This window comes from Citrobacter sp. RHBSTW-00017, assembly GCF_013797615.1.
Lineage (GTDB): Bacteria > Pseudomonadota > Gammaproteobacteria > Enterobacterales > Enterobacteriaceae > Citrobacter > Citrobacter braakii.
In genome coordinates, this window is the sequence record NZ_CP056899.1 from 2,019,200 (window position 1) to 2,044,542 (window position 25,343).

Annotated in this window: 23 protein-coding genes, 2 pseudogenes and 1 other annotated feature; of the genes and pseudogenes, 13 read left to right on the forward strand and 12 right to left on the reverse strand. The window is 49.8% G+C overall.

The features are described from left to right. Nucleotides 1-26: 26 nt before the first annotated feature. Nucleotides 27-1,234, reverse strand: a protein-coding gene (locus HV037_RS09690; RefSeq protein WP_117086587.1) for an IS3 family transposase whose coding sequence is annotated in 2 segments (ribosomal slippage) — nt 27-913 and nt 913-1,234 — 1,209 coding nt in all. Because the reading frame shifts where the segments join, the coding sequence is not laid out codon by codon here. Nucleotides 1,235-1,429: 195 nt separating this feature from the next. Here HV037_RS09690 and gndA point away from each other — a divergent pair. From gndA to ugd, 9 genes are all read left to right on the forward strand, one after another. Continuing rightward, entirely contained in the window at nt 1,430-2,836 is a 1,407-nt protein-coding gene (gene gndA, locus HV037_RS09695) for an NADP-dependent phosphogluconate dehydrogenase (RefSeq protein ID WP_181500251.1), read from the forward strand. 155 nt (nt 2,837-2,991) lie between these two features. Then, nucleotides 2,992-3,603, forward strand: a complete 612-nt coding sequence (locus HV037_RS24565) for an FAD-dependent oxidoreductase (RefSeq protein WP_249414969.1) — start codon at nt 2,992-2,994, stop codon at nt 3,601-3,603. Nucleotides 3,604-3,653: 50 nt separating this feature from the next. Then, a complete protein-coding gene (locus tag HV037_RS24570) occupies nt 3,654-4,106 on the forward strand; it encodes a hypothetical protein (protein WP_249414970.1) in 453 nt (150 codons plus the stop codon). A 19-nt stretch (nt 4,107-4,125) separates the two neighbouring features. Beyond that, nucleotides 4,126-5,136, forward strand: coding sequence for a glycosyl transferase family 2 (locus tag HV037_RS09705; RefSeq protein ID WP_181500252.1), 1,011 nt, complete (start codon nt 4,126-4,128; stop codon nt 5,134-5,136). 14 nt (nt 5,137-5,150) lie between these two features. After that, on the forward strand, nt 5,151-5,936 hold the full coding sequence (locus HV037_RS09710) for an NAD(P)-dependent oxidoreductase (protein WP_109017429.1): 786 nt from the start codon (nt 5,151-5,153) through the stop codon (nt 5,934-5,936). Further along, complete coding sequence (locus HV037_RS09715; RefSeq protein WP_109017430.1) at nt 5,933-6,745, forward strand: TIM barrel protein; 813 nt, start codon at nt 5,933-5,935, stop codon at nt 6,743-6,745. The genes HV037_RS09710 and HV037_RS09715 overlap by 4 nt, the downstream gene beginning before the upstream one ends. A 15-nt stretch (nt 6,746-6,760) precedes the next feature. Continuing rightward, nucleotides 6,761-7,117 (forward strand): multidrug transporter, encoded by a 357-nt coding sequence (locus HV037_RS09720; protein ID WP_109017431.1) that lies wholly within the window; start codon nt 6,761-6,763, stop codon nt 7,115-7,117. Nucleotides 7,118-7,131: 14 nt separating this feature from the next. After that, entirely contained in the window at nt 7,132-7,926 is a 795-nt protein-coding gene (locus HV037_RS09725) for a glycosyltransferase family 2 protein (protein WP_109017436.1), read from the forward strand. An 802-nt stretch (nt 7,927-8,728) separates the two neighbouring features. Next, nucleotides 8,729-9,895, forward strand: a complete 1,167-nt coding sequence (ugd, locus tag HV037_RS09730) for a UDP-glucose 6-dehydrogenase (RefSeq protein ID WP_181500253.1) — start codon at nt 8,729-8,731, stop codon at nt 9,893-9,895. Nucleotides 9,896-10,112: 217 nt separating this feature from the next. On the opposite strand, the pseudogene HV037_RS09735 reads toward ugd, so the two are convergent. The 10 genes and pseudogenes from HV037_RS09735 to hisL all read right to left on the reverse strand — a co-directional run. Beyond that, nucleotides 10,113-10,238, reverse strand: a pseudogene (locus tag HV037_RS09735) (GDP-mannose 4,6-dehydratase); the annotation flags it as partial. A 107-nt stretch (nt 10,239-10,345) separates the two neighbouring features. Beyond that, nucleotides 10,346-10,957 carry a bifunctional phosphoribosyl-AMP cyclohydrolase/phosphoribosyl-ATP diphosphatase HisIE gene (gene hisIE, locus HV037_RS09740; RefSeq protein ID WP_000956425.1) on the reverse strand — a complete coding sequence of 204 codons (612 nt, stop codon included), beginning with the start codon at nt 10,955-10,957 and terminating at the stop codon, nt 10,346-10,348. Continuing rightward, nucleotides 10,951-11,727, reverse strand: a complete 777-nt coding sequence (hisF, locus tag HV037_RS09745) for an imidazole glycerol phosphate synthase subunit HisF (protein WP_137379530.1) — start codon at nt 11,725-11,727, stop codon at nt 10,951-10,953. Before hisF ends, hisIE begins: the two co-directional genes overlap by 7 nt. Next, entirely contained in the window at nt 11,709-12,446 is a 738-nt protein-coding gene (hisA, locus tag HV037_RS09750; protein WP_137379529.1) for a 1-(5-phosphoribosyl)-5-[(5-phosphoribosylamino)methylideneamino]imidazole-4-carboxamide isomerase, read from the reverse strand. The genes hisF and hisA overlap by 19 nt, the downstream gene beginning before the upstream one ends. Further along, on the reverse strand, nt 12,446-13,036 hold the full coding sequence (gene hisH, locus HV037_RS09755; RefSeq protein WP_003030129.1) for an imidazole glycerol phosphate synthase subunit HisH: 591 nt from the start codon (nt 13,034-13,036) through the stop codon (nt 12,446-12,448). Before hisH ends, hisA begins: the two co-directional genes overlap by 1 nt. Further along, nucleotides 13,036-14,103: a bifunctional histidinol-phosphatase/imidazoleglycerol-phosphate dehydratase HisB gene (gene hisB / locus HV037_RS09760; protein ID WP_016156894.1), complete on the reverse strand. Its 1,068-nt coding sequence runs from the start codon at nt 14,101-14,103 to the stop codon at nt 13,036-13,038. Before hisB ends, hisH begins: the two co-directional genes overlap by 1 nt. After that, nucleotides 14,100-15,179, reverse strand: coding sequence for a histidinol-phosphate transaminase (gene hisC, locus HV037_RS09765; protein WP_016156893.1), 1,080 nt, complete (start codon nt 15,177-15,179; stop codon nt 14,100-14,102). Before hisC ends, hisB begins: the two co-directional genes overlap by 4 nt. After that, nucleotides 15,176-16,480: a histidinol dehydrogenase gene (gene hisD / locus HV037_RS09770; RefSeq protein WP_109017434.1), complete on the reverse strand. Its 1,305-nt coding sequence runs from the start codon at nt 16,478-16,480 to the stop codon at nt 15,176-15,178. Before hisD ends, hisC begins: the two co-directional genes overlap by 4 nt. A gap of 5 nt (nt 16,481-16,485) precedes the next feature. Beyond that, a complete protein-coding gene (gene hisG, locus HV037_RS09775) occupies nt 16,486-17,385 on the reverse strand; it encodes an ATP phosphoribosyltransferase (RefSeq protein ID WP_003834191.1) in 900 nt (299 codons plus the stop codon). 44 nt (nt 17,386-17,429) lie between these two features. Next, nucleotides 17,430-17,552 (reverse strand) — a sequence feature (His leader region). After that, nucleotides 17,528-17,575 (reverse strand): his operon leader peptide, encoded by a 48-nt coding sequence (gene hisL / locus HV037_RS09780; protein WP_100250077.1) that lies wholly within the window; start codon nt 17,573-17,575, stop codon nt 17,528-17,530. It overlaps the preceding feature by 25 nt. Nucleotides 17,576-17,749: 174 nt before the next feature. On the opposite strand from hisL, the gene HV037_RS09785 reads away from it, so the two are divergent. The 3 genes and pseudogenes from HV037_RS09785 (at nt 17,750) to plaP (ending at nt 21,175) form a co-directional block, all read left to right on the forward strand. Beyond that, a complete protein-coding gene (locus tag HV037_RS09785; protein ID WP_181500254.1) occupies nt 17,750-18,574 on the forward strand; it encodes an SDR family oxidoreductase in 825 nt (274 codons plus the stop codon). A gap of 40 nt (nt 18,575-18,614) precedes the next feature. Then, a pseudogene (locus HV037_RS09790) lies at nt 18,615-19,599 on the forward strand (LysR substrate-binding domain-containing protein). 214 nt (nt 19,600-19,813) lie between these two features. Further along, nucleotides 19,814-21,175: a putrescine/proton symporter PlaP gene (plaP, locus tag HV037_RS09800; RefSeq protein ID WP_016153551.1), complete on the forward strand. Its 1,362-nt coding sequence runs from the start codon at nt 19,814-19,816 to the stop codon at nt 21,173-21,175. Between the two features lie 60 nt (nt 21,176-21,235). Here plaP and sbcB read toward each other — a convergent pair whose 3' ends face one another. Then, a complete protein-coding gene (gene sbcB / locus HV037_RS09805) occupies nt 21,236-22,660 on the reverse strand; it encodes an exodeoxyribonuclease I (protein ID WP_181500255.1) in 1,425 nt (474 codons plus the stop codon). A gap of 397 nt (nt 22,661-23,057) precedes the next feature. On the opposite strand from sbcB, the gene phsA reads away from it, so the two are divergent. Continuing rightward, a complete protein-coding gene (gene phsA / locus HV037_RS09810) occupies nt 23,058-25,331 on the forward strand; it encodes a thiosulfate reductase PhsA (RefSeq protein ID WP_181500256.1) in 2,274 nt (757 codons plus the stop codon). Nucleotides 25,332-25,343: the final 12 nt, after the last annotated feature.

Here is a 25,343-nt window from a genome sequence, read left to right on the forward strand (position 1 = left end):
CTCCATCTCCGAACAGCTTTTGTATCTTAAGTTAACGATGTCCGCTGCCGCCGGTATTCCCTCGGGGAGTGATATCCCAGCGCGCTGTGCGGGTGGTTTTCATTGTAATGCGTGAACGCTACTGCAAGGTTTCGCAGTGCTGTTCTCACATCCGGTTTTGGCATGAACGCGATATAGTCTTCTTTCATCGTTTTCACGAACCGTTCGGCCATGCCATTACTCTGCGGGCTGCTCACCGCTGTTGTGCAGGGCTCCAGATTCAGCTCTCTCGCGAACCTCCGCGTTTCATACGCGGTATACGCTGAACCGTTATCCGTCAGCCACTGCACCGCTGTGTCGGGCAACCTGTCGCCGAAGCGCTTTTCCACCGACCTCAGCATCACATCCTGCACGGTCGAACTGTCATAGCCTCCCGTGCTTGCTGCCCAGTCTATGGCCTCACGGTCGCAGCAGTCCAGCGCGAACGTTACCCGCAGTTTTTCGCCGTTGTCGCAGCCGAACTCGAAGCCATCTGAACACCAGCGCATATCGCTTTCTGCCACCGCTATCTTGCCCTTATGTTCACGCTTCGGTCGCTCTGGTTTGTGATGCAACAACAACAGGTTATGCTCACGCATTATCCTGTAAAGCCGTTTGGCATTCACAGGTAGCTGTCCCTCTGTGCGACGTTGCTTGCGCAGGATGCCCCACACGCGTCGATAACCATAACTCGGCATATCGCTGATAATGTTGAGGATAGCCGACAGTATTTCTGCGTCTGCTTCTTCATTACGCCGGTTACAGCGCCTGTCCTGCCAGTCGGCAGAACGGTTAATCCGCAGTGACAGTTGCGCACGCGACACGCCCATGGTCCGGCAGACCATGGCTATTCCCCGTCCTTTGGCAACAAGGGCGCGTGCGCTATCCATTTTCGCGACTGACCGTACTCCACGGCTTCTTTCAGGATCTCAACTTCCATCGTCTTCTTGCCCAGAAGGCGCTGAAGCTCCCGGACCTGCTTCAGAGCAGCAGTAAGCTCAGAAGCAGGAACGACTTCCTCTCCAGCCGCAACGGCGGTGAGGCTGCCTTCCTGATATTGCTTCTTCCACTTAAACAGCAGGCTGGGCTGGATACCATGCAGGCGGGCGACATGGGAGACATTCATACCCGGCTCCATCGTCTGCTGGATAATGGCGATCTTCTCCTGAGGAGTTTTACGTTTACGGACTTCTTGCCCTAACAGGATCCCGGTCATCTCAAAATTGGCGTTAGTGTTAGACATATATTCAAGCCTATCTCTTATCTGGAGATACAGCTACTGTCCGGTGTTTCAGGGGGCTACATCAGCAATAAAATGTGATCAAGATATCATTTGATCCCTGGTCCTAGTTTTTTTATCATTATCGCAACTTAATAAGCTCATGGTATCTATACCTGACAGGAGTATGTAATGTCTAAGCAACAGATCGGCGTCGTCGGTATGGCAGTAATGGGGCGCAACCTGGCGCTCAACATTGAAAGCCGTGGTTATACCGTTTCAGTATTCAACCGCTCCCGTGAAAAGACCGAAGAAGTGATTGCTGAGAATCCGGATAAGAAACTGGTTCCTTACTACACGGTAAAAGAGTTTGTTGAATCACTTGAAACTCCTCGTCGTATCCTGTTAATGGTGAAGGCGGGTGCGGGTACGGATGCTGCCATTGATTCCCTGAAGCCGTACCTGGAAAAAGGGGACATCATCATTGATGGCGGCAATACTTTCTTCATGGATACTATTCGCCGTAACCGGGAGCTGTCTGCCGAAGGTTTCAATTTCATCGGCACCGGCGTATCCGGTGGTGAAGAGGGGGCGCTGAAAGGTCCGTCTATTATGCCTGGCGGTCAGAAAGAAGCGTATGAGTTAGTTGCTCCAATATTGACCAAAATCGCGGCCATTGCTGAAGATGGCGAACCGTGCGTGACCTATATCGGCGCTGATGGTGCAGGTCATTACGTGAAAATGGTCCACAATGGTATTGAGTACGGTGACATGCAACTGATTGCTGAAGCTTACTCATTATTGAAAGGTGGTTTGAACCTAAGCAACGAAGAACTGGCTAGCACCTTCACCGAGTGGAATAACGGCGAACTGAGTAGCTACCTGATCGATATCACCAAAGATATCTTCACTAAAAAAGATGAAGATGGTAAATATTTGGTGGATTTCATCCTGGATGAAGCGGCGAATAAAGGGACGGGTAAATGGACCAGCCAGAGCTCTCTGGATCTCGGTGAACCACTGTCTCTGATTACTGAGTCTGTGTTTGCACGCTACATCTCTTCACTGAAAGATCAGCGTGTTGCTGCCTCTAAAGTCCTGTCCGGTCCTAAAACTCAGCTTGCAGGTGATAAGGCAGAATTTATTGGGAAAGTACGTCGTGCGCTGTACCTCGGTAAGATCGTGTCTTATGCTCAGGGCTTCTCACAGCTGCGTGCCGCATCTGACGAGCATAATTGGGATCTGAACTACGGCGAGATTGCAAAAATCTTCCGTGCGGGCTGCATCATCCGCGCGCAGTTCCTGCAGAAAATCACCGATGCCTATGCTAAAAACCCTGGTATTGCAAACCTGCTGCTCGACCCGTACTTCAAGAACATTGCCGATGAATACCAACAGGCGCTACGTGATGTTGTTGCGTATGCTGTGCAGAATGGTATCCCGGTACCGACATTTTCTGCTGCTGTCGCTTATTACGACAGCTATCGTGCAGAGGTGTTACCTGCAAACCTGATTCAGGCCCAGCGTGATTACTTTGGTGCGCATACTTATAAACGTACTGATAAAGAAGGTGTATTCCATACGGAATGGCTGGATTAATTAACAACGTTTTATATCTTCTGTTTTAACAATAAGTCCATCCGAATGGATGGCCTTATTGCATGTAAACCTTTTATAGCATTAGAGTTGTCTCTTGGTTTTAATATCTGAAGAGAATAACATAAATGCGTTCTACTTAAGGCATTAATGCAATCATGCGTAAAAATATAATAATTGTGGGCGGTGGTTTTTTTGGTATGTACCTCGCTGAGCAATTTTCTCTTTTAGGGCATGGAGTGAAACTTTTCGAAAAAGAGAAGAATTACATGTCCCGCGCATCATATAACAACCAGGCGCGTGTGCATAATGGCTACCACTACCCCAGAAGTATTTTGACTGCTTTACGTTCACGTATCTCTTTCCCACGTTTTGTTGATGAATTCCGTGACTGCATTGATTCCGACTTTGATAAATACTATTTAATCAGCGAAATGTTAGGAAAAGTGTCTGCCAGCCAGTTTCGCATGTTCTGTGACCGCATTGGTGCTGATTGTGATTATGCGCCAGCGAAAATCCAGAACATGGTAAATCCAAAAATGATTAATGCCTGTTTTACGGTTAAAGAATTTGCGTTCGATGCCTTCAAGCTCCGTGAACTTATGTTAAAGAGGCTGGATAGTTCAAATGCTGAATTCTACTGCGGCTATTCCGTTGATAAAATCGAAAAATTGGAAAATGGCATTAAAACTCAGGTCAGAGATATAATCTCCGGTGAAGTGCAAGAATATGTTGCTGACCACGTGTTAAATGCACTTATTCACATCTGAATTATCTTCTGGATAATTCAGGGATTGAACTGATCCCCTTGAAGCACGAGATGACCGAAATGTGCCTGGTTGATGTGCCGGAAGTGTGCAAAAAAGCTGGTTTTACCATCATGTGTGGCCCGTTTTTCTCCGTGATGCCATTCCCATCCGTTGGATTGCATTCATTTAGTCACGTGCGTTATACACCTCATTATGAGTGGCACGATAAGCCCGGTGAAAAGTACCTCGATTCACATGCGAAATTTGATTCCGATACGAGAACTAGTGCCTGGAAATATATGATTAAAGATGCCTCACGTTACATGCCAATTTTGAGTGAGTGCCGTTATGAGCGTTCTCTGTGGGAAGTGAAGACGCTTCTCCCACGCAGTGAAACAGATGATTCCCGCCCGATTCTCTTTAGACCGAATCATGGAATGCAGGGTTTTCACTGTATTATGGGGGGCAAAATAGATAACGTATACGATGCCTTTGAAGCTATTAAAAATATGAACGTTATTTAAAAATTTAGAGACTACACAAGTGAAAAGTGAATTTTTTGTTTCGGTCGTTTTAAATACGCACGACCTATCGAATGAATTAACAAATAAATTGCAGCAGATCCAGTCCTTACTCGACGATAATTATACCGACTACGAAATTTTAATTGTTTCTAAAGGACCATATCGTGATGTGCCAAGAACCTCTGCGATCGACAATATTTTACAAACTATTCCAAGCGTGCGTTTCCTGCAACTGTCGGGCTGTGTTCATGATGATGTGGTGTGGGCTGCAGGTCTTGAGAATGCGATTGGAGACTTTGTGATTCTATATGATCATCTGACGGATCCTGTTGATATCATTCATCGTGCCGTGGAAGAGTGTAAGTCCGGCTCCGATGTCGTTGTAGGTGTCTCAACCCAGTCTCTTCCGTGCGCGTACCGCATTATGCGTGATACGGCATCGCGTATTTTAAAAGCGATCGATTACCATATCCCTAAAAACTCAACAGGTTTTCGTTGTCTCAGTCGCCGTGCGGTGAATGCGGTAACGGACACTGGTCGTTTTCACCACCAGTTCTATATGCGCATTCAGAAAACGGGCTATCCCGCCAGTGAACTGACTTATCAGCCTGTTAGTGAAACGCATGTTAAGCGTTCTATCACATACGGTTTTCGCAATTTAGTGCGTCTGATGGTCTTTAACTCTTCTCGTCCGTTGCGCTGGATGTCAATTGTTGGCACAGTAGGTAGCCTAAGTGCGCTGCTTTTTGCGGTTTATAGTATTATCGTGAATCTAATCAATGGCCATGTTGTGGAGGGTTGGACCACCACGGTTTTGTTTATGTCCATTCTGTTTATGCTGCAGTTTATTATGTTGGCTTTTTTCGGGGAATATCTCAGCCGTTTGCTGGATGACCGAAGTGAACAGGCAGCATATTCCGTCGTGTTTGAGAAAAATAGTGCTGTCATGGTTAACCAGGACCGCGTTAATGTGCTAAATGATGCGACTGTCGAAAAGGCTAATCTGGTGCAAACCGGACGCGACCGCTAAATACTGGAGAGATCATGACTAAGGCTTTGATTGGTTATACCGGGTTTGTAGGCACGACGCTCTTAAAGCAAACCAAATTTGACGATTTTTACCGTTCTACGAATATTAATGATATTAAGGGTAAAAAATTTGATCTGGTTGTCTGTGCCGGTGCGCCAGCGAAAAAATGGATCGCAAATGCTGATCCCAAAGGTGATCAGGAAATTATTGATTCGCTGATTGACTGCCTGGATAGTATTGAGTGTAAAACATTTATCCTCATCAGTACGGTGGATGTATTCAAATCACCCAATGGCGTTGATGAGAATTCCGTGATCGATACGCAGGAACTGCATGCCTATGGTCTGAATCGCTATCGGCTTGAGCAATTTGTTTCAAAGCGGTTCCAACAGCATCTAATAGTCAGACTTCCTGGTTTAGTTGGTCCGGGGCTACGTAAGAATATTATTTTTGATTTTCTTAATGAGAATAACGTTGAGAAAATCGAAAGCCGTAGCATCTTTCAATTCTATCCTATGGTGAACCTTTGGTTCGATATTAAGATTGCGCTTGAGAACAAAATTAATCTTGTTCACCTGACGGCAGCCCCGGTTTCGGTTGCGAAAATTGCTCGAGATGGTTTCAATATTAATTTTGATGTGCAGCAGGCCGCACAACCTGTTACCTATGATATGCGCAGCGTGTATGGCCCACTGTATGGGGGCAGTGAGCATTACCAATATTCGGTGAAAGACACGGTGCAGGCTGTCAGACATTATGCGCAATCAGAGCCCCAAAAAATGCAGGAATATAATAAATGAGAATATCAATCTCCAACCTTGCTTGGGACGTTAAAGAAGATCTAGAAGTTGCTAATTTATTGAACTTATTTAACGTTGATGCGATTGATATTGCACCAGGTAAATATTTCCCGGAACCTGCTAGCGCGTCAATAGCAGATATTCATGCAGTTAAAGATTGGTGGCAGGAGCGAGGCATTGACATCATTGGCATGCAGGCACTGTTATTTGGTACTACAGGTCTGAATGTATTTGGTAGTGAATCTATCCAGAAAAAACTACTCGATCACTTGGCTGCAGTTTGCCGTATTGGAGCAGGACTAGGGGCTTCGCGACTGGTATTCGGTTCGCCCAAAAATCGGGATTGTTCTGGTCTATCAGTTAGCCAGGTGCGGGAGATATCTCGATTGTTTTTTCGTCAGCTTGGCGATATCGCCGCTGACTATGGAGTTATTGTTTGTCTTGAGCCAAATCCGATTGTTTACGGTGCAAACTTTATGACAACCAGCCTCGAAACCTGCAATGTTGTTAATGACATTGATCATCCAGCGATCAAAATGCAGCTTGATACCGGGGCGGTTATTATCAATCAGGAAGATATTTATGCTGTGGTGACACAAGCAAAAGATGTGATTGGTCATGTGCATATCAGTGAAGCGCAGCTTGCGCCACCTGGGGATACTTATTCGCACCATGAGGATATTGCTGCGCTAATCACATCTCAATTGCCTGCGCATCCTGCCACAATTGAAATGCTGGCAACCCAAAACGAGCCACATTTAGTTTCTATTCGTCGCGCGCTTCAACTCGTGACTTCTCTTTATCGTTAATAAGGTGCATTTACCTTGAAATGGTTAATTCTTATTCTGGGCATTGCATGTAATGCCTCGGCTAGCGTTCTGATCAAAATGGCAATGATGCCTCCGCGTAAATTTCCTTCCTTCGCGGATCCGTTTGCGTCGTTGAGTAACTGGCCTTTCTGGCTGGGTTTGGCACTTTATGGTGGGGCATTCTTATTCTATGCTGCGGCATTAGCCGTTTTCCCTTTGAATATTGCACATCCCGTTTTGACAACCGGAGCGGTTGCCGCAGTGGCGGTTTTATCCGTCCTTGTTTTTAATGAAACCTTCCACTGGACGACTATTGCTGGCGTGGTATTTGTCATCGTCGGTGTAGCGCTAATTACCTCAAAGGCTGCTTAATAATGGATTTATCGATGAAAAATGAAAAAAATTGGGAAGTCCCAGCTTGCGATATCACCTTGTGGACTAATAAAAAGCATGAAGCATGTGTAGTGATCCCGGTTATTAATGAAGGTAACCGAATCCTCAGTCTGCTCACGAAAATGAGTAATCTGAAAATTAATGATATCGCTGATATTATTATCGTCGATGGTGGTAGTACTGATGGCTCCCTTGAAAAAAAACGATTGCTATCTCTAGGGGTTTCTGGATTGATACTTAAAACAGGCCCAGGAAAGCTGAGTGCGCAATTACGTTGTGGTTATGCGTTTGTGCTTGAGCAGGGATATAAGAATATCATTACTATTGACGGTAATGACAAAGATGATCCTTCACCGATTCCTGAATTCCTCAACGCCCTGGAAAAAGGCTATGATTTTGTCCAGGCTTCGCGTTTTGTTAATGGTGGCGTTGCGGTGAATACACCAAAATCACGTGACTTCGCGATTAAATATATTCACGCACCGGCCCTAAGTTTAGCATCAGGGTTTCACTGGACCGATACCACACAAGGATTTCGTGCCTACAGCAGTAGATTGCTGTTAGATGAACGTGTAGCACCTTTCCGTAATGTTTTTATGACCTATGAACTGTTAGCCTATCTTTCCTATATTGCACCAAAATTAGGTTTTCGCTGTATTGAACTTCCAACCTCCCGTATTTATCCAAATGGAGAAGTGCCAACTAAAATTAGTAGCTTTAATGGGAATCTGAGTGTTTTGACAATCCTTTTCAAAGCTTGTTTAGGACGCTACAATTATAATCGGTGAAACTAATTAAATACGTTTATTTTTTAGAGGGTTTATTATATTTATAATATATTGTTAGTTGGTCCGCATTATGAATATTTTTGGTTTTCCCGTGAAAGTGTAAAAATTGAAGTTGTTTTTATATTATATTTATAGGTATGGTGCTGTGTTCAGCTTATGCATTTTATCTGGGGTGAATAAGTCCTGATTTTGTCTTTCAATATGACAATGCAGTTTCAGGTCGTGATAATTCATGGCATCCAGTGATTATGGCTTGGTGATGGCGAATCCTAGGTAATATAACAGATGGTCCAAGGTTATTTTTAGTTCAAGGTTTAATGCTGTTTGGGATTGGATCCTATTTCATTGTTGAGTTGTTATTAAAATATATCGGTTGGGGTGGTATAATTTTTCAGTTATAGGTTTTTTTTTGGGGTCTTTTTCCATGAAATTGTATAAAAGAGTATGTTCTTTGGTAATGTAATTATTTCGCCATGTGTATTTTCCGTTATCACAATTTCGCTATCTATATAGTGGTTATTAGTTTTGGTAATTAAGTTTTTCAATAATTCTGCGCTATTGCTGAACATGAATGTAGGTTTTTATAAGCCCGGACCTAAGTGTCTGGGTTTTTTTTGCCTAAATTCTTATTGATTTTAATTTTTTCCTTAATATTAACTTAATAATTGAGGTCTATAGTAATGAAGTAAATCTGAATTGTGCTGTCTTTCATTGACACTTCATCAACTCAGACGTTACAACTTTTAATACATGTCATGATGATACAAACATGATGAGCAAAAGTTAACACTGAGATAATGAAATGAAAATCACCATTTCTGGTACCGGATATGTTGGCCTGTCAAATGGTATTCTGATTGCTCAGAACCACGAGGTGGTCGCCCTGGATATCATCCAGACGAAAGTTGAGATGCTAAATCAGAAACAATCTCCGATTGTGGATAAAGAGATCGAAGAGTATTTGACGACCAAGTCGCTAAATTTTCGTGCAACGACTGATAAGTATGATGCCTACTGCGATGCGGACTACGTTATTATCGCCACACCAACAGATTATGATCCAAAGACTAATTACTTTAATACCTCAAGTGTCGAGGCTGTTATTCGCGACGTGGTTGCAATTAATCCAGATGCAGTAATGGTAATTAAGTCTACCATCCCGGTAGGTTTTACTAATTCTATTAAAGAAAAACTGGGTACCAGCAATATTTTCTTTTCCCCAGAATTCCTGCGTGAGGGTAAAGCACTATACGACAACTTGCACCCATCTCGTATTGTCATTGGCGAGCGTTCAGAACGCGCCGAGCGTTTTGCTGCTCTGCTACAGGAAGGGGCACTTAAGAAAGATATTCCGACCCTATTTACCGACTCGACCGAAGCCGAAGCTATCAAGCTATTCGCCAATACCTATCTGGCGCTGCGCGTGGCCTACTTTAATGAGCTGGACAGCTACGCTGAGACTCTGGGCCTGAACTCACGACAGATTATTGAAGGGGTATGCCTGGATCCGCGTATTGGCAACCACTACAACAACCCGTCATTTGGCTACGGCGGCTACTGTCTTCCGAAGGATACCAAGCAACTGCTGGCCAACTATGAATTGGTGCCGAATAACATAATCGGTGCTATCGTCGATGCTAATCGTACTCGTAAAGACTTTATTGCCGAATCTATTCTCGCGCGCAAGCCGAAGGTGGTGGGAGTTTATCGCCTGATTATGAAGTCGGGTTCGGATAATTTCCGCGCGTCCTCCATTCAAGGGATCATGAAGCGTATTAAGGCCAAGGGTATCACGGTAATCATTTATGAACCGGTGATGCAGGAAGATGAGTTTTTTAACTCCCGCGTAGTGCGCGACATTGAAGCCTTTAAGCAGGAAGCAGACGTGATTATCTCCAACCGCATGGCGGAAGAGCTGGCGGACGTGGAAGATAAAGTGTATACCCGCGATCTGTTTGGTAATGATTAAACGTTAGTTTTTGTACCGTTCCCGGCGACGCTTCGCTTGGCCGGGCTACGATAGAAAAAGCCCTCATGAGGGCTTCTTTTTTTAAGCCTTATAAAACTCGCGATTCTGTAAATAGACCCGTTTTAGTTCCATGCTTTTTTGAGATCCTAGCCAAATAATGGTGTTGTCGACAGCCTTCCTGGATGTTGAAGTGACCTACGAGGGTTGCCTGTGCTTAGGCGTGGGGATTCTCCAATGAATAACGTACGTCGGCTTGTGCCGCAAGATGGATGACGCGATCGAACTGTGCTTCGGCGGACAACGCAGCCATGTCGGCGTTATCGTCGAGATTCATTTTCACAAAACGGGCCCAGACGCGCCTGCTTCAGTCTAACATCGCAATCTGTCATTTAGGTTATCGAAAGGAAGACTAAAGAAAACCCGGCGCGATGTCCGGGTTGGGGAAGGGGATTACTGATGTCTTTTGCGTAAATTCTCAATCACCGTCGTCAGATCCAGGTCCTGATCCTGCAGCAGAACCAGCAGGTGATACATCAGATCAGAGGCTTCATTGGTCAGTTCGAAACGATCGTTCACGGTTGCGGCCAGCGCGGTCTCTACGCCTTCTTCGCCTACCTTCTGGGCAATACGTTTAGTGCCGCTGGCATACAGCTTCGCAGTGTAGGAGCTTGCCGGGTCAGCGGTTTTACGTTCGGCCAGTAGTTGCTCCAGTTGATACAGGAACAGCCATTGGTGGCTGGCATCGCCAAAGCAGCTTGAGGTGCCTTTATGGCAGGTCGGGCCAATCGGGTTAACCAGTACCAGCAGGGTGTCGTTGTCGCAGTCGGGCGCGATGCTCACCACGTTCAGGAAGTGACCGGAGGTTTCACCCTTGGTCCACAGGCGCTGTTTGGTCCGCGAGAAAAAGGTCACTTTGCCGCTTTCAAGCGTTTTATCCAGTGCTTCCGGGTTCATATAACCCAGCATTAGTACCTCACCGGAAACCGCATGCTGCACGATGACTGGCATCAGTCCGTCGGTTTTTTCCCAGTCCAGCTCGCGGCATTGTTGCTTCGTTAACATATCCTGATCTCCACGCCCTGTGTTGCCAGGTACGCTTTTAATTCGCCAATATTAATAATTTGCTTGTGAAAGACGGAAGCGGCAAGCGCGCCGTCAACGTCGGCGTCCCGGAAGGCTTCAAGGAAGTGTTCCATGGTGCCCGCGCCGCCGGAGGCAATCAGCGGTACGTGGCACACGTCGCGCACTTTTTTCAGTTGCTCCAGATCGTAGCCGTTACGCACGCCGTCCTGGTTCATCATGTTCAGGACGATTTCACCCGCGCCGCGCTTCTGTACTTCCTGCACCCAGTCAAGCGTTTCCCACTGCGTGACGCGGGTACGGCTTTCATCCCCGGTATATTGATTAACATGATATTTGCCGGTTTCAGCGTCATACCAGGTATCAATGCCTACCACGATACACTGCACGCCGAAGCGGTCCGCCAGGCGGGTGATAAGCTCCGGTTCAGCCAGCGCCGGGGAGTTGATAGAGATTTTATCCGCCCCGAAGGAGAGGATGCGCGCCGCATCGACGATGGATTTAATGCCACCGGCAACGCAGAACGGAATATCGATCACTTCCGCCACGCGAGATACCCAGCTTTTATCCACTACGCGGCCATCGCTGGAGGCGGTGATATCGTAGAACACCAGTTCATCTGCGCCTTCATCGGCATAGCGTTTTGCCAGCGGGACAATGTCGCCAATAATCTCGTGATTGCGAAACTGGACGCCTTTTACCACCTGCCCATCACGAACGTCCAGACAAGGAATTATGCGTTTTGCCAGCATTGAATGGCCTCCTCAACGGTGAACTTACCTTCCAGCAGGGCGCGTCCGACGATCACGCCGCGTACGCCGGTTCCACGCAGGGCTGCTACGTCCTCGATCCCTCCAATGCCGCCAGATGACTGGAATGCTACCTGCTGATATTTGGCGCACACTTCTTCATAAAGCGCGACGTTTGAGCCAGCCAGCGTGCCGTCGCGGGAGATATCGGTGCACAGCACGTGCTTCAGGCCGACGGGTAAATAGGTCTCAACCAGTTCTTCCAGAGAAACCCCGGAATCTTCCTGCCAGCCGCTAACCGCTACCTGTTTATTACCGCGCTTGTCAATACGAACGTCCAGCGCCAGTACCAGCGCGTCGGCGCCAAAACGGGCAAACCAGCTCTTGACTACCTCGGGGGATTTTACTGCCGTCGAACCTACCACCACGCGCGCCACCCCTGCGTCAAGCAGCGCCGCAACGTCCGATTCAGTGCGCACGCCACCGCCAACCTGTACCGGAACATTGACACCAGCGACCAGCGTTTTAATCAGTGGGATCTGCCGCTGCGCCGGGTCTTTCGCGCCAGTTAAATCAACCAGGTGCAGTACTTCGGCACCCTGAGCTGCGTAATCCTGTAAACGGGGGAGAGGATCGTTGCCATAATCACGTTGCGTTGCGTAATCGCCCTGATGAAGACGCACCACCGTGCCGTCGATTAAATCTAATGCCGGAATAATCATTACATCTCCAGAAAGTTTTTCAGCAACTGCGCCCCAGCCGCGCCCGAGCGTTCAGGGTGAAACTGCACGCCAAAGAAATTGTCCTTTTGTACTGCCGCGGTAAACGGTTCGCCGTAATGGCACTGGGCAATGGTCCACGGGTTCACCGGCATAGCATAGCTGTGTACAAAGTAGAAATATGCGCCATCTTCAATGCCCTGGAACAGACGATTTCCTGCCTGCGGATAGACGCGATTCCAGCCCATATGCGGCAGTGGCAGACCGAAATCGGTCATCTTCGGAACGTCCTGCTCAATAATGCCCAACAGAGAGACACCGTTACTCTCTTCGCTGCGGCGGCCAAGCAGTTGCATGCCTAAGCAGATCCCCAGTACCGGTTGCGTACAGGCTTTAATCAGTTCAATCAGTTCACGCTCGTGCAACTGGTCCATAGCCGCCTGGGCGGTACCGACGCCCGGCAGAAACAGTTTATCGGCACGTAGCACCACGTCCGGGTCACGGCTGACAACAGGGTCGTATCCATGGCGTGCGACGGCGGATTTCACCGAGTGCAGATTGGCGCAGCCGGTATCAAGGATCACCACGTTCATTACAGCACTCCTTTTGAGGAGGGCAGCGTATCGCCTTCTACGCGAATAGCCTGACGCAGCGTACGACCAAAGGCTTTAAACAGGCTCTCCACACGGTGGTGGTCATTTTTCCCTTTGGTTTTCAGGTGCAAGGTGACACCCATGGTGTAAGAGAGTGAACGGAAGAAGTGTTCAATCATCTCTGTGCTCAGATCGCCAACGCGCTGGTAGGTAAACTCCGCGCGGTATTCCAGGTGCGGACGCCCCGAGATATCCAGCGCGCAACGTGCCAGGCACTCGTCCATCGGCAGCACAAAACCAAAACGGTTGATACCGCGTTTATCGCCTAATGCCAGCTTTAAGGCTTCACCCAGCGCCAGACCGGTATCTTCAACGGTGTGGTGATCGTCAATATACAGATCGCCTTTGACGGCAATCTCCATGCGAAAACCGCCGTGGGTAGCGATTTGATCCAGCATGTGGTCAAAGAAGCCAACGCCGGTATTGATTTTGCTACGGCCTTCGCGGTCCAGCCAGACTTTGACGTCAATCTGCGTCTCTTTGGTATTGCGCTCAACGTGCGCGTAGCGGTCTCTTTTGGTCAACTGTTCGCCGATCATCGCCCAGTTCAGGGTGTCACGGTGGTAGCGTAATCCGCTAATGCCCATGTTTTCTGCGAGCTGAATATCGGTCGCCCGATCACCAATGACGTAGCTGTTTGCCACATCCATGGCCTGTTCAACCAGATACTGCTCAACCAGTTTCATTTTTGGCTTACGGCAATCACACGCGTCCGCTGGCAGGTGCGGGCAGATCAGCACCTCATCAAACGCGACGCCCTGAGAGGTGAAAATTTGCATCATCAGGTTATGCGGACCGTCAAAATCGGCCTGCGGGAAGCTCTGCGTACCGAGTCCATCCTGGTTAGTAATCATCACCAGCTTAAAGCCGGCTTTTTGCAGCTTCAGCAAAACGGGAACGACGTCCGGCTCGAAGGCGAGTTTGTCAAAGCGATCGACCTGAAAGTCACTTGGCGGTTCGGAAATCAGGGTTCCATCACGGTCAATAAAAAGATACTTCTGGCTCATACTTGCTCCGCACGTAAGGCGTCAATGACGCGCTGGCTCTCTTCGCGGGTTCCGACAGTAATTCGCAGGCAGCCGCTTAATGAAGGTTGTTTATTCTGATCTCGTAAGATAATGCCCTGATCCCACAAAGATTTAAATACGCTGCTTGATGCGGTGAAGCGCGCCAGAACATAGTTGGTTTCAGAGTCGAAAACCTGCTCTACACAGCGAATGGTTTTCAGATTCTCCACCAGATACTGACGCTCTTGCAGGATCTGCTCTACGCGTTGGCGCATGGCGGAAATCCCTTGTGGCGTCAGCGCCTGGGCGGCAATATCCGCTACCGGGGTAGAAAGCGGGTAGGGAGCAATCACCTTTAACAGTAGATTGATAACCTCTTCATTCGCCAGCGTAAATCCGCAGCGTAAACCGGCGAGAGCAAACGCTTTGGACAGCGTGCGTAATACTGCCAGATGCGGATACTCAGACAGCCAGCCTGCCAGCGTAGCCTGCGGACAAAACTCAATATAGGCCTCATCAGCGACCACGATGGCTTTACCCTGCGTCATTTCGAGCAGTGAACGTAGGTCCTGCGGATTTATCAGCTGGCCGGTTGGGTTATTGGGGCTGCATACGTAGACCACTTTCACGCCATCAAGCTTGTCCGCGATGCCTTGTAAATCCAGCTGCCAGTTATCCAGGGTCGGGACGGTGCGGCATTCAACGCCAATCGTTTCGGCGCTGACGCTGTACATGCCGTAAGTCGGCGGACAGTAGAGAATTGCATCTTTACCGGGTTCGCAAAAAGCGCGCACCAGCAGTTCGATCCCTTCATCTGCGCCGCGGCTGACCAGCACCTGCTCTGGTTTGACGCCAGCATATTGCGCGTAATTCTCAATTACGGCTTTCGGCTGACACTCCGGATAGCGGTTCAGCGTCTGCTGGCGTAGCTGGAACTCAACGGCGGTTGGGTACTCATTCGCGTTGAGCCACACGTCCCCGTTACCGCCAAGACGACGGGCAGACTGATAGGGCGTTAACTCGCGAACATTCTTACGGGCTAAATCAGTGACGCTGAGAAAGTTGTCAGTGCTCATGCTTGCTCCTTCAGGGCGTTAACGCGCAGGGTGACGGCATTTTTGTGGGCAGTCAGTCGTTCAGCAGCGGCCAGTGTTTCAATGGTGGAGGCCAGGGCAGAGAAACCTTGGGGAGTTAATTCCTGTACCGTCATCCGTTTCTGGAAATCAGCCAGCCCAAGGCTTGAGCAGGTTGCGGTATAGCCGTAGGTCGGAAGAACGTGGTTGGTGCCGGAAGCATAGTCGCCAGCCGACTCAGGAGACCAGTCACCCAGGAAGACCGAACCAGCGCTGGTGATATCGTCAACCAGTTCACGCGCGTTACGGGTCTGAATAATCAGGTGCTCCGGGCCGTAGGCGTTAGAGATGGCCACGCATTGCTCAAGGTCTCTGGCGACGATCAGTCGACTGGCGGCGAGCGCCTGACGTGCGGTGTCGGCGCGGGAAAGCTCGGCAAGCTGGCGTTCAACGGCTTTAGCCACGCCTTCGGCCAGCGTAGCGTCTGGTGTCAGCAGGATAACCTGCGAGTCGGGGCCGTGTTCGGCCTGAGAGAGCAGGTCGGAAGCAACAAAGTCAGGCGTCGCGCCGCTGTCGGCAATAACCAGCACTTCAGACGGGCCCGCAGGCATGTCGATAGCCGCGCCGTCAAGACGTTGGCTGACCTGACGTTTGGCTTCGGTCACATACGCATTGCCTGGCCCGAAAATTTTATCGACCTTAGGAATAGACTCGGTACCCAGCGCCAGCGCGGCAATGGCCTGCGCGCCGCCCACGTTGAACACCTCTTTTACGCCACACAGTTGCGCGGCGTAGAGGATTTCATCGGCAATCGGCGGCGGTGAGCAGAGCACCACTTTTTTGCAGCCAGCGATACGCGCCGGGGTCGCCAGCATTAATACGGTCGAGAAGAGCGGTGCCGATCCCCCAGGAATATACAGGCCTACGGAGGCGATAGGGCGAGTAATCTGCTGGCAGCGCACGCCAGGCTGAGTTTCAATATCCACCGGCGGCAGAATTTGCGCGGTGTGGAACGCATCAATATTACGCACCGCCGCCCGCATGGCTTGTTTCAGCTCGTCGCTCAGGCGGCTACTGGCTTGCTGAATTTCTTCTTCGGTGACGCGCAGCGCGCCGACCTCGGTTTTGTCAAACTTCGCACTGTATTCACGCAGCGCCCGGTCGCCGTTATTTTTGACGTTCTCAAGAATCTCGGCCACCGTGCGGCTAATGCTTTCAGAGGCGGATATCGCCGGGCGCATCAGCAGTTCGCGCTGCTGCTCGGGGCTACAGCTATTCCAGTCGATCAGGGTATTGAAGCTCATGGCTATCACTCCATCATCTTCTCAATCGGCAGCACCAGAATGGAGCTGGCGCCGAGCGCTTTCAGTTTTTCCATCGTTTCCCAGAACAGGGTTTCGCTGCTGACCATGTGCATGGCTACGCGCTGCTGGTCACCCGCCAGTGGCAGAATGGTAGGGCGCTCAGCGCCTGGCAGCAGGGCGATGACTTCGTCCAGACGTTCGCTCGGCGCGTGCATCATGATGTATTTTGATTCACGAGCCTGAATAACCCCCTGAATACGGGTCAGCAGTTTGTCGATCAGTTGTTGCTTGGCTTCGGCCATTTCGCCGTCGCGCTGAATCAGGCAGGCTTTAGAGCGGTAAATCACTTCCACTTCACGCAGACCGTTGGCTTCAAGCGTGGCTCCGGTTGACACCAGATCGCAAATCGCATCAGCCAGACCTGCGCGGGGAGCGACTTCTACAGAGCCGTTTAACAGACAGGATTTAAACGACACCCCTTTTTGATCAAGATAACGTTTAAGCAGGTGTGGGTAAGAGGTAGCGATACGCTTACCGTTCAGCGCTGCCGGGCCATCCCAGGCTTCATCAACCGGGGTAGCCAGCGAAAGACGGCAGCCGCCGAAGTCCAGACGACGCAGGGTAAAATAGCGAGGATCTTCACCCTGTGCCCGGCGGTTGAGTAGTTCCTCTTCGAGAACGTTTTCCCCGATGATGCCGAGATCTACGACGCCGTCCATCACCAGACCCGGGATATCGTCATCACGCACGCGCAGAATATCGATCGGCATATTCTCAGCCATCGCGATCAGGCGCTGGGTGTGAAGATTAATTTTAATGCCGCAACGGGCCAGCAATTCGCGTGAATCATCGCTTAAACGACCTGATTTCTGCATAGCTATGCGTAAACGGGTGTTATCTAACATTCTTTATTCCTCGTTATCCTGTCTGAATCAGTTTGGGTCACGCACAAAAAAAGCCCCCGGAAGAAATCTTCCGGGGGCTTTCTCATACGCTCATGCACCGCTGGAAGATTTAAATGTCTCCCAGCACACATCGCCTGAAAGACTAGTCAGGATGATGGTGATGATGGTGTTTGAATTGAGCGCGTGTCATAAATTTTCTCGATGAATGTTTATTCATTTGATGTCTTTTAACCTAAACCACTTTAGCTACGGAAAGCAAGGGCTTTTTTTGATCATTAATTCATTTCATATTGATACTATGAATTGTCAGCCACTGTGGGCTAGCGTAGCCTTGCGTTATAGGCCAAAAGTCAGGAGAGAAGGCATGAAAAAGGTCGCAATTGTCGGTTTAGGTTGGTTAGGCATGCCGTTAGCTATGTCGCTGGCGGCGAGAGGCTGGCAGGTTACCGGCAGCAAAACCACATTGGATGGGGTGGAAGCGGCCCGCATGAGTGGTATAGAGAGCTACTCGCTGCGCCTGGAGCCTGAACTGGTCTGTGAGACAGACGATCTCGACGCACTGATGGACGCCGACGTGCTGGTTATTACGCTACCTGCGCGCCGTAGCGGTCCGGGGGAGACATTTTACCTGCAGGCTATGCAGGAGCTGGTCGACAGTGCGCTGGCGTACCGTATCCCGCGGATTATTTTTACCAGTTCGACGTCGGTCTATGGCGATGCACAAGGCATCGTGAAAGAAGGGACTCCGCGTAACCCGGTCACGGCAAGTGGTCGCGTTTTGAAAGAACTTGAAGACTGGTTGCACAATTTACCCGGCACTTCGGTGGATATTTTGCGCCTGGCCGGACTTGTCGGCCCAGGAAGACATCCCGGTCGTTTTTTCGCTGGCAAGACGGCGCCAGATGGACACCATGGCGTCAATCTGGTGCATCTGGATGATGTGGTTTCCGCCATCTCTTTGCTGCTGCAAGCGCCAAAAGGGGGACACATCTATAATATATGTGCGCCTATGCATCCGGCGCGCAATGTGTTCTATCCACAGATGGCCCGCCAGTTGGGGATGGAGCCGCCGGAATTTCGTGGCAATGAGGATAACGGTAAAGGTAAAGTCATTGATGGCAACCGTATTTGTAACGAGCTTGGGTTTGAGTACCAGTATCCTGACCCGCTGGTGATGCCGATGGAGTGACAGACCAGCAGAGTGCCGCTGATACCGCCAGGGGGCGAGTATGAAACCACTGCTGGACGTTCTTATCATCCTCGATGCGTTGGAAAAAGAGGGCAGTTTCGCTGCGGCGTCGGCAAAATTGTTTAAGACGCCGTCTGCGCTGAGCTACACCGTCCATAAGCTGGAAAGCGATCTTAATATTCAGCTACTCGATCGCAGCGGACATCGGGCTAAGTTTACCCGTACCGGGCAGATGCTGCTGGAAAAGGGGCGGGAGGTGTTGCACACCGTCCGCGAACTCGAAAAGCAGGCGATTAAACTTCACGAAGGCTGGGAGAATGAACTGGTTATTGGCGTAGATGATACGTTTCCCTTTTCGCTGCTGGCCCCACTCATCGAATCTTTCTATCAACACCACAGTGTGACGCGCCTGAAATTTATCAATGGCGTGCTGGGCGGCTCCTGGGATGCCCTCACTCAGGGGCGGGCGGATATTATTGTCGGCGCCACACATGAGCCGCCTGCCGCGAGCGAATTTGGCTTTGCGCAGCTAGGGGTTCTGGAGCAGGTGTTTGTGGTTGCGTCGCATCATCCGCTGGCGCAGGAACAGGAGCCGTTGAATCGTCGCACTATTCGGCGTTTTCGCGCGATTGTGGTGGGCGACAATGCACAGCATGCCAACGTCTCCGGCTCCCAGGTGCTTGACGATCAGGAAGCCATCACCGTTTTTGACTTCAAAACCAAGCTGGAACTGCAAATCAGTGGTCTGGGATGCGGCTATATTCCGCGCTACCTGGCACAGCGATTTCTGGAAAGTGGCGCTCTGATTGAGAAAAAGGTGGTCGCACAAATTATCTTTGAACCTGTGTGGATAGGTTGGAATGAACAGACTGCCGGGTTGGCCAGTGCCTGGTGGCGGGATGAGATTTTAGCAAATAGTGCTATTGCGGGGGTGTATGTTAAAACGGCTGCTGATAAATCAATCAGTTAAGAAAAAATATTCTTTTGTAGTAGCTTCAATCTCTTGTTATTTCTCTCCAAATTAGTGCAAAATACGCCGCTTGCAAAAAATGACATTAACCGACGTTTTAATACGCGTCGGTTATTTTTTTGCATCAAACCAATCATTCATAAAAGAGGCCGGGCTTCGTACCGGATAGATACTTACTTAAAAATCGACAGTTGTTGTCGCTGAGGATTAACAAAAAATGGGGCAATTTTTTGCTTACGCGACGGTTTTCGCCGTAATGGGGGATAACCATGTCGCATAACGCTACTCCAAACACCTCTCGCGTGGAATTACGTAAAACGCTTACGCTGGTTCCGGTTGTCATGATGGGCCTTGCCTATATGCAGCCGATGACGCTGTTCGATACATTCGGTATCGTATCAGGAATGACCGATGGTCACGTCCCGACAGCTTACGCCTTTGCACTGATCGCCATCCTCTTTACCGCACTGAGCTACGGTAAACTGGTGCGTCGCTATCCGTCTGCAGGCTCTGCCTACACTTATGCCCAGAAATCCATTAGCCCGACCGTTGGCTTTATGGTGGGTTGGTCATCACTGCTGGACTACCTGTTCGCACCGATGATCAACATTCTGTTGGCGAAAATTTATTTTGAAGCTCTGGTGCCGTCGATACCGTCATGGATATTCGTGGTGGCGCTGGTGGCCTTTATGACCGCCTTTAACCTGCGCAGTCTGAAATCTGTTGCGAATTTCAACACCGTCATCGTGTTGTTGCAGGTGGTGCTGATTGCAGTGATCCTCGGCATGGTCGTTTATGGCGTGTTCGAAGGGGAAGGTGCCGGTACGCTGGCGAGCAGCCGTCCGTTCTGGTCAGGTGATGCGCATGTGATCCCGATGATCACGGGAGCGACTATCCTGTGCTTCTCGTTCACCGGTTTTGACGGTATCAGCAACCTGTCTGAAGAGACCAAAGACGCTGAACGTGTGATCCCACGGGCGATTTTCCTGACCGCGCTGATTGGTGGCCTGATCTTTATCGTCTCCACCTATCTGTTGCAGCTGTACTTCCCGGATATCTCACGCTTCAAGGATCCGGACGCTTCGCAGCCGGAAATCATGCTGTATGTCGCTGGTAAGTTCTTCCAGGTCGGCGCGCTGATTTTCTCTACCATTACCGTACTGGCGTCAGGTATGGCGGCGCATGCAGGCGTAGCGCGTCTGATGTATGTGATGGGGCGTGACGGTGTGTTCCCGAAAAGTTTCTTCGGTTATGTCCACCCGAAATGGCGTACTCCGTCCATGAACATCATTCTGGTTGGTGCGATTGCTCTGCTGGCAATTAACTTCGACCTGGTGATGGCGACGGCGCTGATTAACTTCGGTGCGCTGGTGGCGTTTACCTTCGTTAACCTGTCGGTGATCTCCCAGTTCTGGATCCGTGAGAAGCGTAACAAGACGCTGAAAGACCACTTCCAGTATCTGTTCCTGCCAATGTGCGGTGCGCTGACCGTTGGTGCGCTGTGGGTGAACCTGGAAGAGAGTTCAATGGTTCTGGGTCTGATCTGGGCCGCTATTGGTCTGATTTACCTGGCTTGCGTGACCAAAAGCTTCCGTAACCCGGTGCCACAGTACGACGAAGATATCGCGTAATAACTGTATTTAGATAAAAAAAACCGGAGACATGTTCTCCGGTTTTTTTATACGTGGGAGTTATACAATCTCTTGCGCATACTGCCAGAGTGACTTCAGCAGCATCAGTTTCCCTTTGTTATCTGCATATTGCTGGCTCAGCATCTGCAATTCATTGGCGTAATTTTGCAAAAACTCCGGCGTGAATATTTGACGACGATGGTCCAGCCAGCGCTGCTGTTCGGCTTCATCCAGCGTTCCGGGGAAGTTACGTGCGCGGTAGTTAAACAGCAGCTTTTCAATGCGCTTATCGACAAAGGAGATATCCAGCGCCGGTAAATTGCGCGGCTCAGTTTCCAGAACGATTTTCATCGCGGCACGATCGGCATCGCTGAAAAAACCATTGTACAACTGTGCGTCTACGTTATCTGATGGCGTAAAGGGTTCCGCATCGGCGAAGATGGCCACCACTTTGTCGCGAACCTGCGGGTTTTCGCGCAGTATTTTGAGATTATCCAGACAATGCTGGCGGTTAATGCCAAGGCGATCGGCATCTTCCGGGCGCAAGGTATTCGCCTGTGCCAGTACCGGGCATTTGTTGATGTGCACCAGTTTAACCGGCACGGCTGGGTTATCTCCCAGATCAGCTTTAGCAGTGTAGAGCCGCTCACGCAGCGCGTCGCTGTCCAGTTCCAGCAGCGGTGAAATATCACCGGCTAAGTCGACCATAATCACCGCGTTGCGATTCTCAGGATGCCAGGCTAATGGCGCCACCCAACTGGTGTTGCCGCGCCATGCGCCGAACATCCCCGAAACATGGACCAGCGGCTTCATTTGCGGGACATCAATCAGTGCGGCCAGCTTGTGCTTATTGCGATGGCTGTAGAGATAATCAAACAGGCGCGGCTGGCGCGACTTCACTAATTGCGCCATGGCAATTGTGGCGTATACATCGGCCATCGCATCGTGGGCATTGGCATGTTCAATACCGTTGGCTTTGGTCAAATGCTCCAGGCGAAAGCTGGGTAAGCCGTCGTCGTTTTCCGGCCAGTTAATTCCTTCAGGACGCAGGGCATAACAGGCGCGCATCACATCCAGCAGATCCCAGCGTGAATTATCGTGCTGCCAGCTCCAGGCGTAGGGATCGTAGAAATTGCGATACAGGATGTTGCGCGTCACTTCATCATCGAAGCGCACGTTGTTATAGCCCAGGATACAGGTTTTCGGCACGGTGAACAGGGCGTGGATGCGCGCAGCAAAAGCGGCTTCATTTTCTCCTTTTTCACGCGCTTCCTGCGGTGTGATACCGGTTATCAGCACCGCCTCAGGCTGCGGCAGATAGTCGTCTGCGGGTTTGCAATAAAAGACTTCAGGTTCACCGATGATGTTGAAATCGCTATCTGTGCGGATAGCCGCAAATTGCGCGGGTCTGTCCAGCGCCGGATGGGTACCAAAGGTCTCGTAATCGTGAAAGAGAAAACCAGGTTGCTGCTTGCCGTCATTCATTGTTCAGTTATGTCCGGGATCAATTTAGCGCTCGTCCAAGAATACCAAAAAATAGCGAGGTAATCAGCAAAGCGATTATCAATGCTGAATGATGTACGCAATAAAATTGAGATGAACAGGATTTAATAGAATTGATTAATAAATTTTGCACTGTTAAGGGACATTACTGGAATAAATTTTCTGAAATCTATGAGCTGATAAATAATATAAATGAGAACCATTATTGTTATTTAGTGCTGATTTGTTGTGTTCTGGAAATTTTAAAATTCTTTTATAAACAATGGTTTTTTATTTTGGCGGTTAACTGCTCTATATTCTAATGAAATGTGAGTGAGGTTAAAAATTAATAATTTAAACACCATATAATAATTGGATATATCTAATAACAGGAGGTTATATGAGCATTAGTCGGCGTAATTTTTTGCGAGGAGTGGGTATCGGTTGCTCGGCCTGCGCGATAGGCAGTTTTCCGCCTGGCGCACTGGCGCGAAATTCTCCAGAGAGCATTAAGGGGAAAACATCCCTGACGCCAAGCTTGTGCGAAATGTGTTCTTATTGTTGCCCAATACAGGCACAGGTAATTAATAACAAGACAGTTTTTATTCAGGGGAACCCTAATGCGCCTCAACAAGGCACGCGTGTCTGCGCGCGCGGAGGCAGTGGTGTTAGCCTGGTCAACGACCCGCACCGTATTGTTAAACCCATGAAACGCACAGGGCCTCGCGGCAGCGGAGAATGGCAGGTTATTAGTTGGGAACAGGCTTACAAAGAAATTGCCGAAAAAATGACGGCAATAAAAGCGCAGCATGGTCCTCAGGGGGTCGTATTCTCTTCCAAATCCGGTTCGCTTTCGGGTCATTTATTTCAGCTGGCAACGGCGTTTGGATCGCCAAACACCTTTACGCATGCGTCGACATGCCCCGCCGGAAAATCGATTGCCGCCAAAGTGATGATGGGTGGCGATTTGGCTATGGATATCGCCAATACCCGTTATATGGTCTCTTTTGGCCACAATCTCTATGAAGGTATTGAGGTTGCCGAAACGCATGAACTGATGACCGCGCAGGAAAAGGGCGCAAAAATGGTCAGCTTCGATCCCCGTTTGTCAGTTTTCTCCAGCAAGGCGGATGAATGGCATGCGCTCAAGCCGGGCGGCGACTTGCCGGTGTTAATGGCCATGTGTCACGTCATGATTAATGAACATCTGTATGACGCGGACTTCGTTGCACGCTACACCACAGGGTTTGACCAACTGGCAGAAGCAGTACAAGAGACCACGCCGGAATGGGCGCAAAAGCAGGCTGACGTGCCTGCTGATGTCATTGTTCGGGTCACCCGCGAAATGGCCGCCTGTGCGCCTCATGCTATCGTCAGCCCTGGCCATCGCGCGACGTTTTCGCAAGAAGAAATTGATATGCGGCGTATGATTTTCACCCTCAATGCGCTGCTGGGAAATATTGAGCGTGAAGGCGGCTTGTACCAGAAAAAAGCCGCGGCAACCTACAATAAGCTGGCCGGAGAGAAGGTCGCTCCGGTGCTGGCAAAACCTGATGCCAAATTGCCCAAGCCAACGGCGCAGCGCATCGATTTGGTTGCCCCACAATTCAAGTACATCGCGGCGGGCGGCGGCGTGGTGCAAAGCATCATCGATGCCGTGTTAAACCAGACGCCGTATCCGGTGAAGGGATGGATTATGTCCCGCCACAATCCTTTCCAAACCGTGACCTGTCGGCCTGATCTGGTCAAAACCGTCGAACAACTCGATCTGGTGGTCAGTTGCGATGTCTATTTAAGCGAAAGCGCGGCATATGCCGATTATCTGTTACCCGAATGCACCTACCTTGAACGTGATGAAGAAGTCTCTGACATGTCGGGCCTGAATCCGGCCTATGCCCTGCGCCAGCAGGTTGTAGAGCCGATTGGGGATGCGCGTCCGAGCTGGCAAATCTGGAAAGAGCTGGCCGTGCAGTTAGGCCTTGGGCAGTTCTACCCCTGGCAGGATATGCAGACACGGCAGCTGTACCAGCTTAATGGCGATCATGCGCTTTCCGCTGAACTGCGTCAGAAAGGATATCGGGAGTGGGGGATTCCGCTGCTGCTGCGGGAACCTGAAGCGGTGCGTCAGTTTGTGGCGCGTTATCCGGGCGCAGTGGCGGTTGATGGCGACGGTACCTATGGCGAGCAACTGCGCTTTAAATCTCCGTCTGGAAAAATTGAACTCTACTCTGAAGAGCTGGAAGCACTTTTGCCTGGCTACGGTATTCCGCGCGCCCGCAATTTTGCCCTCAAAGGCGACAATGAACTCTATTTTATTCAGGGAAAAGTTGCGGTGCATACTAACGGCGCGACGCAATATGTACCACTGCTGAGTGAGCTGATGTGGGATAACGCGGTGTGGATCCACCCGCAAACGGCCCGTGAAAAAGGCATCAAAAACGGCGATGAGATTTGGCTGGAAAATGCGACCGGTAAGGAAAAAGGCAAAGCGCTGGTTACTGCCGGAATACGACCCGATACGCTGTTCGTTTATATGGGATTTGGCGCCAAGGCGGGAGCTAAAACCGCGGCGACGACGCACGGTATTCACTGCGGTAATTTGCTTCCGCATGTTACCAGTTCGGTTTCCGGTACGGTGGTGCACACCGCTGGCGTCACGCTTCGTCGGGCATGAGAAAGGAGAATA